Raw genomic sequence first — 15,391 nt, forward strand, 5'->3', positions numbered from 1 at the left:
GTCAGGGCGAGCCCGCCTTCAGGAGCGGTCGGCCTCCCCGGAAGTGCTTCTTCAGCCGAACGAGCATAACCTCTCTCGCCAGGCCAGACACAACATACAAGGAGCGGCCTTGTGCCGCGAAGCAGGTTACGCGGAGGATGGCACCGGCTGCGCCGGTGTTCGCGGGGCAAGCCCGCTCCCACAGGAATAACGCCAGCTTTCAACATTTGAGCAAGACAGTTGCTCTCACAGGTGTAGTGTCAACGCGAAGCCAGCACAGTACCTGTGGGAGCGGCCTTGTGCCGCGAAGCATGCGACGCGGAGGATGGCACCGGCTGCGCCGGTGTTCGCGGGGCAAGCCCGCTCCTACAGGAATAACGCCCGCTTTGAATATTTGAGCAAGACAGTTGCTCCAAGGGCGCAGGGTTATTTCGCGATGCTGGACAGTACCCGCTGCCAGTCAGGTTCGTTCAAGCGCCCAAGGATGCGCGCCTTGCCATTGCCATCGACCGAGACGAACAGCGCGCTGGCGTACCCACTTTCACGCTCGCCACCCACCACCTTTTGCTGGCGGGCAAAATGGTCGATGCAACCATTGTGGGTCACCAGTACCAGGTTATGCCCGGGCCGCTTGCGGGCCATCGCTTCACGCGCGAACTGGCTGTCACACCCTTCCAGCCAGTCCTCACTGGCCACCGCCTGGCCCAGGATGAAATGCGCGGTTTGCTGCGTGCGCAGTCTCGGGCTGCTGAGCATGTCGGCGTTGTCCAGGCCTAGCTGGCGCAGGCCTTGGCCGACACGGCTGGCAGCCTGGCTGCCGGCCACGGTGATGCCAGTGGGGTCGTCCAGGCATGGCCCGGGGGCGCTGTCGCAGCGCTCGGCGTGGCGGATCATCACGATCACCGCACCGTCGGCCCAGTCTTGCAGCAGGCCGCTGTCACCCAATTGCTGGCCGTTGCCAAGGTCCACGATATGCGTCCTGGTCGCCAGCCAGGTGGTCAATGCCGCCACGACCATGCACAGGCCAAGCGCGGCACCTAGGCTTTTGCGGGTCAAGCGGCGCTTGCGCCGGGCGTGAATGGCAGTGTGCCCCAGGGTGTTGCTCGATAGCATGCAGTGCTCCATTGGCATGGCCGCACATGGCGCGGCGGTGGATGGCAGGCATCCTGCCCGGCAGCCTGTCGGGGGGCGGTGAAGGCCATGTGAAAATTGCATTCGGGCGCGTACAGGCTGGGTGAAAGCTGTGCCCGCGCCTACGCTGTAAGATGCAACACTGCAAAACCGGAGCTCGCCCCCATGACCCCAATCCTGCAACTGGAAAGCGCACGGCTGGTGCTGCGCCAATGGCACGACGAAGACCTGCGCGAGTTCGCCGCGATGTGCGCCGACCCGCAGGTGATGCGCTACTTCCCGGCGCCGCTGACACGCCTGGAGGCGGCTGCGCTGATAGGCCGCGTGCGCGGGCATTTCAACGAATACGGCTTCGGCCTGTGGGCACTGGAGCGCAAGGACAGCGGTGCGTTCATTGGCATGACCGGGTTGTTGCACGTCGGCTTCGATGCCCATTTCACACCGGCGGTGGAGATCGGCTGGCGCCTGGCACGCCGCCACTGGGGCCTGGGCTTCGCCAGTGAGGCAGCGTGGACCTGCCTGCGTTGTGCTTTCGCCCAGTTGCGCCTGGAAGAGGTGGTGTCGTTCACCAGCGAGAGTAACCTGCCGTCACAGAAGGTCATGCAGGCCATCGGCATGCAGCAGGACCTGGACGGTAGTTTCCAGCACCCCCGCCTGCCTGTAGGCCACCCGCTGCGCCCGCATGTGCTGTACCGCATCGACCGCGCTCACTGGGAGCAGACCCTGCGCGCCTGAATACATGGGCATGCCCGGCAACAACGACAAACCCTGTATCATTTGCCCTCATAACAGCGCTGTAGAGATGTGTTGCCTTGCTAGGAGAACCCCCGATGAGTCATGTGTTGGACGACCTGGTCGACCTGTTGAGCCTCGAGCCCATCGAGGAAAACCTGTTCCGTGGACGCAGCCAGGACCTGGGCTTCCGCCAGTTGTATGGTGGCCAGGTGCTGGGCCAGTCGTTGTCGGCAGCCAGCCAGACGGTTGAGGACGCACGCCACGTACATTCGTTGCACGGTTACTTCCTGCGCCCTGGCGATGCCAGCCTGCCGGTGGTGTATTCGGTGGACCGCGTGCGGGATGGCGGCAGCTTCAGCACGCGACGGGTAACGGCGATCCAGAAAGGCCAGACCATCTTCACCTGCAGTGCCTCGTTCCAGTACGACGAGGAAGGTTTCCAGCACCAGGCACCCATGCCCCAGGTGGTCGGCCCGGAGAACCTGCCCAGTGAGGTCGAGCTGGCCCGGGCCATGGCCGACCAGTTGCCCGAGCGCATTCGTGACAAGGTGTTGTGCGCCAAGCCGATCGAGATTCGCCCGGTCACCGAGCGCGACCCGTTCAACCCAAAGCCTGGCGACCCGGTGAAGTACGCCTGGTTCCGCGCCGACGGCAACCTGCCTGACATTCCGGCCCTGCACAAATACCTGCTGGCCTACGCCTCGGACTTCGGCCTGCTGACCACCGCATTGCTGCCGCATGGCAAATCGGTGTGGCAGCGCGACATGCAGATCGCCAGCCTTGACCATTCGCTGTGGTTCCACGGCAACCTGCGCGCCGATGAGTGGCTGCTGTACGCCACCGATAGTCCCTGGGCGGGCAATGCCCGAGGCTTCTGCCGCGGCAACATCTTCAACCAGGCCGGGCAACTAGTGGCATCGTCGTGCCAGGAAGGCCTGATTCGCCATCGCAAGGACTGGGCATGAGCCTGGGCGAGGTCCGCAACTGGGTGTTCGACATGGACGGCACCCTGACCGTGGCCGTGCATGATTTCGCCGCCATCCGCGTGGCGCTGGACATCCCGGCCGAGCACGACATTCTCACTCACCTGGCGGCCCTGCCCGCGGACGAAGCGGCGGCCAAGCATGCCTGGCTGCTGGAGCACGAGCGCGACCTGGCGGTCGCCTCCACGGCAGCCACCGGGGCGGTGGAACTGGTGCGCGAGCTGGCCGAGCGGGGTTGCCGATTGGGCATTCTGACCCGCAATGCCCGCGAGCTTGCGCATGTGACGCTGGAGGCCATCGGCCTGGCCGACTGCTTCCCGGTCGAGCACATTCTCGGGCGCGACGAAGCAGCGCCCAAGCCGAGCCCGGACGGGTTGCTGAAGATCGCCAGTGCCTGGGGGGTGGCACCCCATGAGCTGGTGATGGTGGGGGATTATCGGTTCGACCTCGACTGTGGGCGTGCGGCAGGCGCGCGCACGGTACTGGTGAACTTGCCGGACAACCCATGGCCGGAACTGGTGGACTGGCATGCGGCCGATTGCCGGGCACTGAAGGGCATGCTGGGCTGAGTTTTTTTAGCAGTGCTGGCCCTGTCACCGCCAAGCCTGCTGCCACAGGTACTGCCCCTTCCAGGTCCGCTGGCGCCGAGCCGGACCTGTCTATGCTGAACCTCAATCTTTCCCTGAACGGAGACCTACCCATGACCAGCAAGGCCATCTACCTACAACCTGGCGGCGGCTACGACAAGGTCGAAGTCGGCAGCTACGAGGCCCCTGCACCCCAGGCCGGCGAGATCACCGTTCGCCTGCACGCCAGCTCCCTCAACTACCACGACTTCGCAGTGGTCAGCGGCATGTGGGGGCCGAGCGAGCGGCGGATTCCCATGGCCGATGGTGCGGGTGAAGTGGTCGCAGTGGGTAGCGGTGTAACCGAGTTCCAGGTCGGCGACAATGTGGTCAGCACCTTCTTCCCCGACTGGCTCGATGGCCAGGCCAATGTCGAGGGCTTCGCCAGGGTGCCTGGCGATGGTATCGATGGTTATGCCCGCGAACAGGTCACTGCCAGCGCCAGCGCCTTCACCCTGGCGCCGAAGGGCTTCAGCCACGCCGAAGCCGCTACCCTGACCACCGCCGGGCTCACTGCCTGGCGCGCGCTGATGAGCGACGACCACCTCAAGCCCGGCGATACGGTGCTGGTGCAAGGCACCGGTGGCGTGTCGATCTTCGCCCTGCAGTTCGCCAAGCTTGCCGGCGCCACGGTGATCGCCACCTCGTCCAGCGACGTCAAGCTCGAGCGCCTGAAGGCCCTGGGGGCCGACCACCTGATCAACTACAAAAGCACCCCGGCCTGGGGTGAGAAAGTGCGCGAGCTGACCGGCAACCGCGGCGTCGATCATGTGATCGAAGTGGGCGGCCCGGCGACGCTGGAGCAGTCGATGATTGCCGCGCGCATCGGTGGGCATGTGTCGTTGATCGGTATCCTCACGGGCGTGGCCGGGCAGTTGCCGCTGGTGCAGGCGCTGGTGCGGCAGATTCGCCTGCAAGGCGTGCTGGTGGGCAGCCGCGCCCAGCAGCAGGCCATGGTGCGGGCGATCGACGCCAATGGCCTGCGGCCGGTGGTGGACAAACATTTCGAGCTGGAGCAGATCGTCGAGGCGTTCCGCTACCAGGAAAGCAACCGGCATTTCGGCAAGATCTGCCTGACCTGGTAGCTACGCCTGCAAGGGCGCCCCTGCCAGGGAAGCTGTCATGCCTGTTCGGGCAGCAGGCGATCGCGGCTGTTGGACAGGTGCAGGCAGATAGCCGCCCGCGCCGCGTCCGGGTCTCGCCGGCGAATGGCATTGAGGATCGCCTCGTGTTCGAGGTTGGCGAGGTATGCCTGCCGCGCCAGCTTCGCCCCGCTGCGCTCGGCCAGGGCCATGCGGTTGCGCGGAATCAGGCCATTGCCCAGCTGCAGCAGCATCTCGGTGAAATACAGGTTGCCGGTGGCCTCGGCAATCAACAGGTGAAAGCGCCGGTCGGCCTCGATGCAGCTGTCGCCAGCGGCGGCCAGGTCCTGGTAGTCATCCAGTGCCTGGCGCATGCGCGCCAGGTGCCCGTCATCACGGCGCAGCGCCGCCAGCGCGGCAGCCTGGCCTTCCAGGCCAATGCGCAGCTCCAGCAGGTCGCGCACACTCGCCGCGCTTTCCGCAGCGATGCGCAGCCCAGCCTGGGCCTGGCGCTCCATCACGAAGGTGCCGATACCGTGGCGTGGCTCCACCAGCCCCGATGCCTGCAGTTTCGACAAGGCCTCGCGGACCACGGTGCGGCTGACCCCGTGCTCGCGTACCAGGGTGTTCTCCGAGGGCAATCTGTCGCCCGGCTTGAAGGTGCCCAGCAAAATCTGCTGGGTCAGGCTGGAGACCAGGTCGTGGGCACGGCTGTGGCCGTGTTTGCGCAGGCGTTCGGCTTCCATGATGTGATCCGTTGCTGTTGGTATTTGTATGACAAGTTAATCGATAGAAATATTTTTTGCTGATTTTTGCGACGCTCCAGGCGCTCAGTAGCGTGGCTGTTCCTGCACGTTTTTGAAAATTTCCTATTTTGGCAGCTTGTATGTTGCCATTTTGACGACATTGCTGACCTTGTCGTACAACTTCGCCGCGCATATGCTCCATCCCACTGTCATGTCAGACAACTACCCCGCACAAAAACAATTAGTGGGAGATCCGCAAGTGAACGATACCCTCGCTCCGTCGACCCGCAATGCAGGCGACGCCCTGGCCAGCGCCGTGGCCAAGGTCAAGCGCCACGTCCTGCCGCTGTTCGTCATCATGTTCATCGTCAACTACCTCGACCGCGTCAACATCGGCTTTGTCCGCCCGCATCTGGAAAGCGACCTGGGCATCAGTGCCGCAGCCTATGGCCTGGGCGCCGGGTTGTTCTTCATCGGCTATGCGTTGTTCGAGGTACCTTCGAACATGCTGCTGCAGAAGGTTGGCGCGCGCCTGTGGCTGACCCGCATCATGTTCACCTGGGGGCTGGTGGCCACGGCCATGGCCTTCGTGCAGAACGAAACCCAGTTCTACGTGCTGCGCTTTCTGCTCGGCGTGGCCGAAGCGGGCTTCTTCCCTGGGGTGATCTACTACTTCACCCGCTGGCTGCCGGCCGCCGAGCGCGGCAAGGCAATTGCCATCTTCCTCAGTGGTTCGGCGCTGGCCTCGCTGATTTCCGGGCCGCTGGCCGGGATGCTGATGCAGCTTCAGGGCCTGGGCATGCATGGCTGGCAATGGATGCTGTTCATCGAAGGCATGGCCTCGGTGGCGCTGTGTTTCTTCGTGTTCTTCTGGCTCGATTCCACGCCGCAGGACGCCAAGTGGCTGAGCCAGGCCGAGCGGGATGCCCTGGTGGCCACCATCGACCACGAGCAGCGTGAGCGCGAAGCCGTCGTGGTGGCCAGGCCATCGGCCTGGAGCCTGCTCAAGGACCGCCAGATTCTGCTGTTCTGCCTGATCTACTTCTGCATTCAGTTGACCATCTACGCTGCCACCTTCTGGCTGCCGAGCATCATCAAGCGCATGGGCGACCTCAGCGATTTGCAGGTCGGCTTCTTCAACTCGATCCCCTGGCTGATCTCGATCCTGGCCATGTATGCCTTCGCCGCCGGCTCCGCGCGCTGGAGGTTCCAGCAGGCCTGGGTGGCCGGGGCGCTGGTGGTCGCGGCCGTCGGCATGTTCATGTCCACCACCGGTGGGCCGGTGTTCGCCTTTGTTGCGGTGTGCTTTGCGGCGATCGGTTTCAAGTCGGCGTCCTCATTGTTCTGGCCGATCCCGCAGGGTTACCTGGATGCGCGAATTGCCGCAGCGGTGATCGCCCTGATCAACTCGGTCGGCAACCTCGGCGGCTTTGTCGCCCCCACCACCTTCGGCCTGCTGGAACAGCAGACCGGGTCGATCCAGGGCGGGTTGTACGGCCTGGCGGTGACCTCGGTGCTGGCCGCCATTGCCATCTTCTTCGTACGCACTCGCCCGAAAGGCGCCCCTTCTGACGACCTCAAGGCCTCCTCGGCCCTGGGCCAGAGCCACTGATGACTGCGAGACAACAACCATGAACCTGCAGACAACCCCCGCTACCCACACCAGCACCCCGGTGGTCACCGACCTGCGCGTCGTCCCCGTCGCCGGCCATGACAGCATGCTGCTCAACCTCAGCGGTGCGCATGGCCCGTTCTTCACCCGCAACGTGGTGGTGCTGCGTGACAGCGCCGGCAATACCGGCCTGGGCGAAGTGCCCGGTGGCGAGAACATTCGCCAGACCCTGGAAGACGCCCGCAGCCTGGTGCTCGGCCAGCCGATCGGCCATTACCAACGCGTGCTCAATGCCATGCGCCAGACCTTCGCTGGCCGCGATGCGGCCGGGCGTGGCCTGCAGACCTTCGACCTGCGCATTACCGTGCATGCAGTAACCGCCATGGAGTCGGCGCTGCTCGACCTGCTCGGCCAGCACCTGAACGTGCCGATGGCTGCACTGCTGGGCGAAGGGCAGCAACGCGATGCGGTGAAGATGCTTGGCTACCTGTTCTACATCGGAGACCGCAAGCAGACCGACCTGGCCTACCGCAACGAAGCCGACAGCGAGGATGACTGGTTCCGCCTGCGCCACGAGAAAGCGCTGACCCCCGACGCGGTGGTGCGCCTGGCCGAGGCCGCCGAGGCGCGCTATGGCTTCAGCGACTTCAAGCTCAAGGGCGGGGTGCTGCGTGGCGAGGAGGAAATGGAAGCGGTGACGGCCCTGGCCGAACGCTTCCCGCAAGCGCGCATTACCCTCGACCCGAACGGTGCCTGGTCGTTGCAGCAGGCCATTGCCCTGTGCCGCGACAAGCACGCTGTGCTGGCCTACGCCGAGGACCCGTGTGGTGCCGAGGATGGTTATTCGGGCCGTGAGGTGATGGCCGAGTTCCGCCGCGCTACCGGCTTGCCCACGGCCACCAACATGATCGCCACCGACTGGCGGCAGATGGGCCACGCGATCCAGTCGCAGGCGGTCGACATCCCGTTGGCCGACCCGCATTTCTGGACCTTGCAGGGCTCGGTGCGCGTGGCGCAGATGTGCAACGACTGGGGCCTGACCTGGGGTTCGCACTCCAACAACCACTTCGATATTTCGCTGGCGATGTTCACCCAGGTGGCGGCAGCAGCACCGGGCGAGATCACCGCAATCGACACCCACTGGATCTGGCAGGACGGCCAGCGCCTGACCCGCGAGCCGCTGCGCATCGTCGATGGCCATGTACGTGTGCCGACCCGGCCAGGGCTGGGGGTGGAACTGGACGAAGAGCAATTGGCCAAGGCGCATGAGTGCTACCGCAACATGGGCCTGGGCGCGCGCGATGACAGCGTGGCGATGCAGTTCCTGATTCCCGGCTGGCGCTTTGATAACAAGCGGCCTTGCCTGGTGCGCTGAGGCCGGTTCAGGCCAGATGTTGCGAATGGGCCCCGGGAAACCGGGGCTTTTTTGTTGAAGCTGAACGTGGCTGTGCCCGCGAACAGGCTGGCACAGGTCGCACTCATCCAAATGAAAAACAAAAGCCTCAGTTGGATCGTTGTCGCCAGCGGGCATGCCATCGGCAAAATCTGGCGCCGGTGAAAACGGCCTGTCGTGATCGAACAGTTCCGGGGCGTTCTCGTGTAATTACCCACAGCCCTGCGCGGCTTAAATGGTCCCCGACCTATGCGGACACCTGCTGTGACGCGTGCCAAATATCAACAACAGTGCGCGAGTAATGTGTCGACTTATTGATTTCAAAGGAGATATTTTCGCCTACGCCTGCCCGTCCTTCCTTGTGTCAGCAAAAAGAGAACAACATCAATGAACACCGTAGGATCTGATGGCAACCTTGCCCAAGGTTTCAAGCCTCGTCATGTAACGATGCTGTCCATCGCCGGCATCATCGGCGCCGGACTTTTCGTCGGCTCTGGCCATGCCATCGCGGCAGCCGGGCCAGCGACCATACTTTCCTATTTCGTGGCCGGGGCCCTGGTGGTACTGGTCATGCGCATGCTCGGCGAAATGGCCGTTGCACACCCTGACACCGGTTCGTTTTCAACCTATGCCGACCAGGCCATCGGCCGCTGGGCCGGCTACACCATCGGTTGGCTGTACTGGTGGTTCTGGGTTCTGGTGATTCCCATCGAAGCGCTGGCCGCCGGCCATGTACTGAACGCCTGGTTCCCGCAGGTGGACAGCTGGATCTTCGCGCTGGCCTCGGTGCTGCTGCTGGCCGGCACCAACCTGTTCAGCGTGGCCAAGTACGGCGAGTTCGAGTTCTGGTTCGCGATCCTCAAGGTCACTGCCATTCTCGGCTTCATCGGCCTGGGCTTCGCTGCCCTGATGGGCTGGTTGCCCAACCGCGAAGTCAGCGGCCTGAGCAGCCTGATGGCCGAGCATGGCGGCTTCGCACCGAAGGGCTGGTCGGCGGTGGTTGGCGCGTTCATTACCGTGATGTTCAGCTTCATCGGTACCGAGGCGGTGACCATCGCCGCCTCCGAATCCAGCGACCCGTCGCGCAACATCGCCAAGGCCACCCGCTCGGTGATCTGGCGCATCAGCACCTTCTACATCCTGTCGATCTTCGTGATCATTTCGGTGGTGCCGTGGAACGACCCGCAACTGGCCGTGGTGGGCTCGTACCAGCGTGCGCTGGAGATCATGAACATCCCCAACGCGGCCTTCATGGTCGACCTGGTGGTGCTGGTGGCGGTGACCAGCTGCATGAACTCGTCGATCTACATCGCCTCGCGGATGATGTATTCGCTGGCCAAGCGTGGTGACGCGCCGGCCATGCTCAACAAGACCTCCAAAGTCGGCGTGCCGCGTGCCGCAGTGTTCGGCAGCACCCTGATCGGCGCGGCCATCGCCGTGCTCAACTACTTCGCGCCGAAGGGTGTGTTCGAGTTCCTGCTGGCCAGCTCCGGTGCCATCGCCTTGCTGGTGTACATGGTCATCGCCATCTCCCAGTTGCGCATGCGCCGCCGCCTGGAGCGCGAGAATACCGAGTTGAAGTTCCGCATGTGGTTGTTCCCGTACCTGACCTGGGCGGTGATCCTGTTCATTGGCGGGGCACTGGCGGTGATGATGTTTACGCCTGAACACCGGGCGGAAGTCAGCTCGACGTTGGGCCTGGCGATCGTGATTTCCTTCCTGGGAATCGTGACTTCGCGGGGCCACGCGCAACCCGTAGGGGTGCGTTCGATGGGGTGATTGGGTTCACCTGGCGGTAAAGGCAAAGGGCACCAGTGGATGGTGCCCTTTGTTTTTTCAGGGTTACCGCAACCAGGGAAAGCCTCACCGCGAGTGAGACGGTCTCGAAAATAAATGAGGTGATTTCTCATTCTCGTTCGGCATGTAGGGAAGGCCGGAATACAGGCCAGTCTGCCGATCCCTCTACGGAGCGAGAAAATGAGTTCGACCCCGGTTCCACAGCGCCATCCCTTGAGCCGTGCCTTGCACAGTGTTTTCCTGGGCCTGGTTGTCAGCAGTTGTGCGTTACCTGTGCTGGCGCACGCTGCAACGTCCGCGCCCGACAGCCAGCTACAGCAGTGGAATATTCCTGCTGGCCCGCTGGCGCCCGCGCTTGACCGCTTTGCCCGCCAGGCAGGTGTCAGCCTGTCCTTCGATGCACAGGCCGTGGCCAACCGCACCACTGCAGGGGTGCAGGGTACGCTGGGCACCTCGGCGGCACTCTCGTCACTGCTGCAGGGCACCCAGCTTCAGGCGGAGCAACAAGGGCCGCACGCCTATTTCGTGGCGCCACAACCCGCGCCTGCCGGCCCGCTGGAGCTTGGCGCCAGCGAGGACTACCGCCTGGCACCGGTCATCATCAACGCCAAGGTCAAGGCCAGCGCCGACGATGACAGCAACTCGGTGGTCGCCAAGGAGCTCTGGGTGGGTGGCAAGGTGGCTACCAGCATCCTCAACACGCCCGCTTCGGTGTCTGTGGTGACCAACAAGGAAATGCAACAGCGCAGTGTCAGCACCACCGAAGAGGCGCTGCAATATACGCCGGGGGTAGTCAGCGATTACTACGGTTCGGACGACCGCAACGACTACTTCCTGATCCGCGGCTTCCAGGCCACCACCTACCGTGACGGCCTGACCCTGAGCTCGATGCGCGGAGTGCGTGAAGACCCTTACGCTTACGAGCGCATCGAGGTATTGCGCGGCGCCAACTCCACCCTGTTTGGCCCGGCAGACCCGGGCGGCTCGGTCAACTTCGTGAGCAAGCAGCCGCGTTTCGAGCAGTTTGGCCAGGGCTACGTGACGTACGGCTCGTTCGACCACGCCGAAACCGGCATCGATGTCGGCGATGCGCTGAACGAAGAAAAGACCGTGGCCGGGCGCTTCACCGCCAAGCTGCAGAACAGCGACCGTGAGTACGACCACTCCCAGGACGACAACCGCTTCGTGATGGGCGGGCTGACCTGGGCGCCCACGGACTACACCTCGGCCACCATGATCGTGGATTACCTGAAAACCAACAGCTCGCCGAACAGCGGTGGTTATCCGCTGGACAAGGAATACGACCGCAGCGATTTCTATGGTGAGCCAGGCTACAACTTCCATGACGTGGAGCGCACCAGCCTCAGCGGCAACATCACCCACGACTTCGACAATGGCTTTGTGCTGCGCAGCAACCTGCGCTACAGCGAGTTGACCGACGACTTTGGCTACGCCTACCTGAGTGATAGCCCCTCGCGGGTCGGCAGCGTCATCCCGCGTTACGTGTTTGGCACCGACAGCGATGCCGACCAGCTCAACGGTAACTTGATGCTGCAATACGATGCGCAGTTCGAGCACATCGACAGCAGCACCCTGGTCGGCGTGGAGTACCTCGATTCCACCACCAAACAAAGCTCGATCTATGGCCTGGCGCCCTCCATCGACATTGCCAACCCGGTTTACACCGGCGTACCGGGCGGCCTCACGCCTTATACCCGGCAGAAGAACGATGCCACGACCAAGGCGGTTTTCCTTCAGCAGAACCTGTCGTTCTACGACCGCGTAATCGCCACGGCTGGCGTGCGTAATGACTCGATGGACCTGTCGAGCAAGGAATACGTTGGCGGTGTGCAGCAAGAGAAGGACAACTTCTCGGAAACCTCCTACCGGGCTGCGCTGACCTACATCGTCAACGACGAGGTGTCCACCTACGTAAGCATGGTGGAATCCGTATCGCCGCCACAGGTTGGCGTTACACCGCAAACGGGCAAGCAGTACGAAGTGGGGGTGAAGTATTCGCCGATGGGCATGGACGCGTTGTTCTCGGCGGCGGTGTATGACCTGACCCAGGAGAACGTCACCATCGCCGTGGTGCTGCCCAGCGGCATCATCGAGCAACAAACGGTGGGCGAGTCGCGCGTGCGCGGCCTGGACCTGGAAGCCAAGGCGCAGGTAACCCAGGACTTCAGTGTGATTGGCGCCTATTCCTACATGCAATCCGAGGTGCTGCGCGGGTCGTTGTATGACGGGTCTTCGCTCAAGGGCAACGAATTCGCCACGGCGCCGAAGCACTCGGGTTCCCTGTGGGGCTACTACAGCATTCCAGGTACCGACGTGAGCGTTGGCCTCGGGGCGCGCTATGTGGGGGCCTACTACATGGATGCAGCCAACACCAAGAAGAGCGATGGCACTACGTTGTTCGACGCTGCGCTGAATTATCAGATTGCCAAGGGGACCGACCTGGCGTTGAACGTCAGCAACCTGTTTGACGAGCAGCATGTGGTGGGCTCGGGGACGGCGAACTACTACAACCCGGGGCGGGAGGTGACGGCCAAGCTGAGTTATAGCTGGTAAGGCTTGGGCGCGGCATCCCAGGCTCATCGTCGGGATGCCGAGTGCAATTCTGAATACCGCACCGATGACCTGTGGCGAGCTAACTTTGCAACATAATGTTGCAACAGTTAATCACTATCATTAACATTTCATCCCGCAAGGAGCGCATTTTCCCTATAAAAATAAGGTCGAGAAAGAATGCTGAAGATGCTCCTCGTGTACGTCCACCTGATCGCCACCTGTATCGCCCTGGGCAGGGTATTACTTGCCGATCACAAGCTTTGGGGCTGGCGCAAAGAAGCGCTGGACCAGGCAAAGCATGAGTACCTGGAAGAAACCAGGAAAATTGCCACCCTCGCGTTACTCGCCCTTTGGGGCAGCGGTCTGCTGTTGGTACTTCAGGGGTATCTTCTTGAGGGCACGGCTTACTTGCTCAACCAGAAACTCTGGGCCAAGGCTGCCGTGGTCACGCTGCTGACGCTGAACGGCGGTCTGCTGCATCGCATTGGCTTCCCGTTGTTGCAAAAAGCCCCTTTCGTCCTGTTGCCACGCTCCGACCGTGGCCGTCTTGCACTCCTGGGCGCGTTTTCCATGAGTGGCTGGCTGTTCTCCGCTTTCCTCGGGGTAGCTCGAGCCTGGAACCATGTAATGCCATGCATGCATGTGATGGCCGTGTTCACGGCATTCGCTTTGCTGGCGTGTATCGTGGCGCTGATTGTCGCCAGCAGCGCCGGTACGCTGGAGACTGCGGCATCATAGTGGTGAACCGCCTCGGTTGAGGCGTTTCTGGATTGGCCCTGCACGCAGCAGGGCCGTGTGATGTTCAGCGCATCATGCCCAGTTCGGCATCATCCAATAGCGCCTTACCCAAGGCGCACAGGTAATGTGCGGCCCAGATCAGTTTCGGTTTGTCTTCCATCAGGCCGTCGATGGTCAGGTCACGTGCATAGCCCATCAGTTCCGAGGCTTGCTCGCGGGCGTTCTGGCAGGGGATGCCGGGTTCGATGCGGAACAGTGGGTGAGTCTGGTTTTCACCTTGGTAGAAGATGGTTTTACCGACGGTGCAATTGTTGTCTTCGGTAGGCATTGATCAATCTCCCTGGTTTGCGTCAGTGCACTGCTTGCGAATCCGCTGGTTTTTGTATTTGCGCCAGTGCTGATTCAAGCAATTTGCGCAGGCCTTCAAGCTCGTGCATCGATGCCATGATCAATAGCGATACGGGTGATCGCGGCTGCATCAGAACTGCCTGCTGGGCTACCGCTTCTGCACAGAGCGCGTAGTCCGAGGCCAGCATGAGGGTGTCTTCCAGGAAGTGGAGGTGATGGGGTGGGTCGGGGACTATCTTCAGCATGGTGTGGCTCCTGTCGTAGTGAAGCAGCCACCCACCGCGGCTAAACAGTAGGGTGGCAGCTGTACGCGGGTTAGCCGACCGGGACGTCAGGCACCCGGCGCACCCGAAGGTGCCCCACGCACAGCCGCCATAAGGCGCCAATACCGATTGCTCGGGATTGCACGGCTGTGGTGTCTGACGATGTCGGGCGGCTAAACCCGGTCGTTGAGGGACAACGACACGCCGAGACTAGAGCCCGCATGTAGCACGTGCAATGGAAAACAGGCGCCGGAAGTATCTTTGGGAAACGGCCTACAAGGAAGGGGATAAATCTGATTTTTTGGGGCTCGCCCCCCAAAATTCAGACACAAAAAAAGACGCCCTGGGGCGTCTTCTTCTTTGGAATTTGGTGGAGCCGGGGGGATTTGAACCCCCGTCCGCCAGTACTCCGCTGTCGGTACTACATGCTTAGCCGTGTCTACTGAGTTAATCCGCAGCCGCCCGACGGGCAGGGTGCTTTGGACGAGTTGGGTAGGTTTTAGTCGCTTTGCCCCCAACGTGCTACACGACGATCCTGTTCTGTATGACAATCATTTCGGGTTTACAGGCATCCCCTGATGATTGCTGGAGCCGAAGCTACCAGGAGAGCGGGCTCAGCTGCTTACGCAGCGAGAGCGTAGCCCTCGTAGTTTTCGTCATTGGCAACTATAGAAAGTTGCAACAGTGGATTTACGAGTTCTGTTACCAACTCGGCATGCACCTAGAGTTTCGCTACCGGCGTCGAATCCTAATCGGCCCCACACTAGCTCTAAGCTAACGCACCTTACGGTACGTGAGGCGGAGTATACGCCATTGTGCGGGCGACGTCGACAGCAGGGCCCGTCGCCCGCGCTCGGCGTCACGAGCCGCTGCCGCTGCTGCTGCCGCTGCCTTTCTCGGTTTTTTCCAGGCGCTCCAGCACCTTGCTGGTGATGGCGATGCATTCCTTGGTGTCACCTGAGGCCTGGGCAGCCTTGGCCTTGTCGACGTGCTCGGTGATGGCCTTGTCCAGGCCCTCGGAAGTAGCGCCGGCGGTGGCCATGCTGTCGTCGATCTTCTGCAGGTTGGTGGCGCAGAGGTCTTCGGCGGCAAACACCGGTGAAGCCAGCAGGGTGGCGGCCGCGAACAGGGCCGAAAGCGCGGTACCTTTCATGGGAGTCTCCTCTGGGGCCTCTGGAAGGTGGGCCTGTAAGGTGGACTGCGGGGGATTGGCGGGGGTTCAATCGGATGATGGCTGGGTGAAATGATGGTGGGGGCTCTGGCGCCAGGCACGGGTGTTGTGGGAGCGGCCTTGCGCCGCGAAAGGGCCGCACAGCGGCCCCAGGGTTCAATGCGGTGGAGCTGAAACCACGGGGCCGCTTTGCGGCCCTTTCGCGGCGCAAGG

14 protein-coding genes and 1 other RNA gene are annotated in these 15,391 nt (G+C 62.5%); 9 read left to right on the plus strand and 6 right to left on the minus strand.

Annotated features, from left to right (window positions below; genetic code table 11):
* Positions 1–405 precede the first annotated feature (405 nt).
* The gene (gene pmrG, locus QSV36_RS08530; RefSeq protein WP_289131191.1) at positions 406–1,092 is read right to left on the minus strand and encodes a lipopolysaccharide core heptose(II)-phosphate phosphatase PmrG; all 687 of its coding nucleotides are present in this window, start codon (positions 1,090–1,092) and stop codon (positions 406–408) included.
* A 183-nt stretch (positions 1,093–1,275) separates the two neighbouring features.
* On the opposite strand from pmrG, the gene QSV36_RS08535 reads away from it, so the two are divergent.
* From QSV36_RS08535 to QSV36_RS08550, 4 genes are all read left to right on the plus strand, one after another.
* The gene (locus QSV36_RS08535) at positions 1,276–1,845 is read left to right on the plus strand and encodes a GNAT family N-acetyltransferase (protein ID WP_289131192.1); all 570 of its coding nucleotides are present in this window, start codon (positions 1,276–1,278) and stop codon (positions 1,843–1,845) included.
* Between the two features lie 95 nt (positions 1,846–1,940).
* Positions 1,941–2,810 carry an acyl-CoA thioesterase II gene (gene tesB, locus QSV36_RS08540; RefSeq protein WP_289131193.1) on the plus strand — a complete coding sequence of 290 codons (870 nt, stop codon included), beginning with the start codon at positions 1,941–1,943 and terminating at the stop codon, positions 2,808–2,810.
* On the plus strand, positions 2,807–3,397 hold the full coding sequence (locus QSV36_RS08545; RefSeq protein WP_225779335.1) for an HAD family hydrolase: 591 nt from the start codon (positions 2,807–2,809) through the stop codon (positions 3,395–3,397). Before tesB ends, QSV36_RS08545 begins: the two co-directional genes overlap by 4 nt.
* A 131-nt stretch (positions 3,398–3,528) precedes the next feature.
* On the plus strand, positions 3,529–4,539 hold the full coding sequence (locus QSV36_RS08550; protein ID WP_289131194.1) for a zinc-dependent alcohol dehydrogenase family protein: 1,011 nt from the start codon (positions 3,529–3,531) through the stop codon (positions 4,537–4,539).
* Between the two features lie 35 nt (positions 4,540–4,574).
* On the opposite strand, the gene QSV36_RS08555 is transcribed toward QSV36_RS08550, so the two are convergent.
* Positions 4,575–5,282 carry a FadR/GntR family transcriptional regulator gene (locus tag QSV36_RS08555; RefSeq protein WP_289131195.1) on the minus strand — a complete coding sequence of 236 codons (708 nt, stop codon included), beginning with the start codon at positions 5,280–5,282 and terminating at the stop codon, positions 4,575–4,577.
* Positions 5,283–5,541: 259 nt separating this feature from the next.
* On the opposite strand from QSV36_RS08555, the gene QSV36_RS08560 reads away from it, so the two are divergent.
* The 5 genes from QSV36_RS08560 (at position 5,542) to QSV36_RS08580 (ending at position 13,396) form a co-directional block, all read left to right on the plus strand.
* Entirely contained in the window at positions 5,542–6,894 is a 1,353-nt protein-coding gene (locus QSV36_RS08560) for an MFS transporter (protein WP_289131196.1), read from the plus strand.
* A gap of 19 nt (positions 6,895–6,913) precedes the next feature.
* Positions 6,914–8,269: a glucarate dehydratase gene (gene gudD / locus QSV36_RS08565; protein WP_289131197.1), complete on the plus strand. Its 1,356-nt coding sequence runs from the start codon at positions 6,914–6,916 to the stop codon at positions 8,267–8,269.
* A 405-nt stretch (positions 8,270–8,674) separates the two neighbouring features.
* Positions 8,675–10,066 carry a GABA permease gene (gene gabP / locus QSV36_RS08570; protein WP_289131198.1) on the plus strand — a complete coding sequence of 464 codons (1,392 nt, stop codon included), beginning with the start codon at positions 8,675–8,677 and terminating at the stop codon, positions 10,064–10,066.
* 198 nt (positions 10,067–10,264) lie between these two features.
* Complete coding sequence (locus QSV36_RS08575) at positions 10,265–12,658, plus strand: TonB-dependent siderophore receptor (protein WP_289131199.1); 2,394 nt, start codon at positions 10,265–10,267, stop codon at positions 12,656–12,658.
* Positions 12,659–12,835: 177 nt separating this feature from the next.
* Complete coding sequence (locus tag QSV36_RS08580; RefSeq protein WP_289131200.1) at positions 12,836–13,396, plus strand: hypothetical protein; 561 nt, start codon at positions 12,836–12,838, stop codon at positions 13,394–13,396.
* Positions 13,397–13,460: 64 nt separating this feature from the next.
* On the opposite strand, the gene QSV36_RS08585 is transcribed toward QSV36_RS08580, so the two are convergent.
* The 4 genes from QSV36_RS08585 to QSV36_RS08600 form a co-directional block, all read right to left on the minus strand.
* Entirely contained in the window at positions 13,461–13,724 is a 264-nt protein-coding gene (locus QSV36_RS08585; RefSeq protein ID WP_289131201.1) for a DUF3077 domain-containing protein, read from the minus strand.
* 22 nt (positions 13,725–13,746) lie between these two features.
* Complete coding sequence (locus QSV36_RS08590; RefSeq protein ID WP_289131202.1) at positions 13,747–13,989, minus strand: hypothetical protein; 243 nt, start codon at positions 13,987–13,989, stop codon at positions 13,747–13,749.
* Positions 13,990–14,375: 386 nt separating this feature from the next.
* Positions 14,376–14,767, minus strand: a transfer-messenger RNA (tmRNA) gene (gene ssrA, locus QSV36_RS08595).
* Positions 14,768–14,866: 99 nt separating this feature from the next.
* On the minus strand, positions 14,867–15,160 hold the full coding sequence (locus QSV36_RS08600) for a PA2433 domain-containing protein (RefSeq protein ID WP_170032782.1): 294 nt from the start codon (positions 15,158–15,160) through the stop codon (positions 14,867–14,869).
* Positions 15,161–15,391 lie beyond the last annotated feature (231 nt).

The organism is Pseudomonas sp. BCRC 81390, from assembly GCF_030341915.1.
GTDB lineage: Bacteria > Pseudomonadota > Gammaproteobacteria > Pseudomonadales > Pseudomonadaceae > Aquipseudomonas.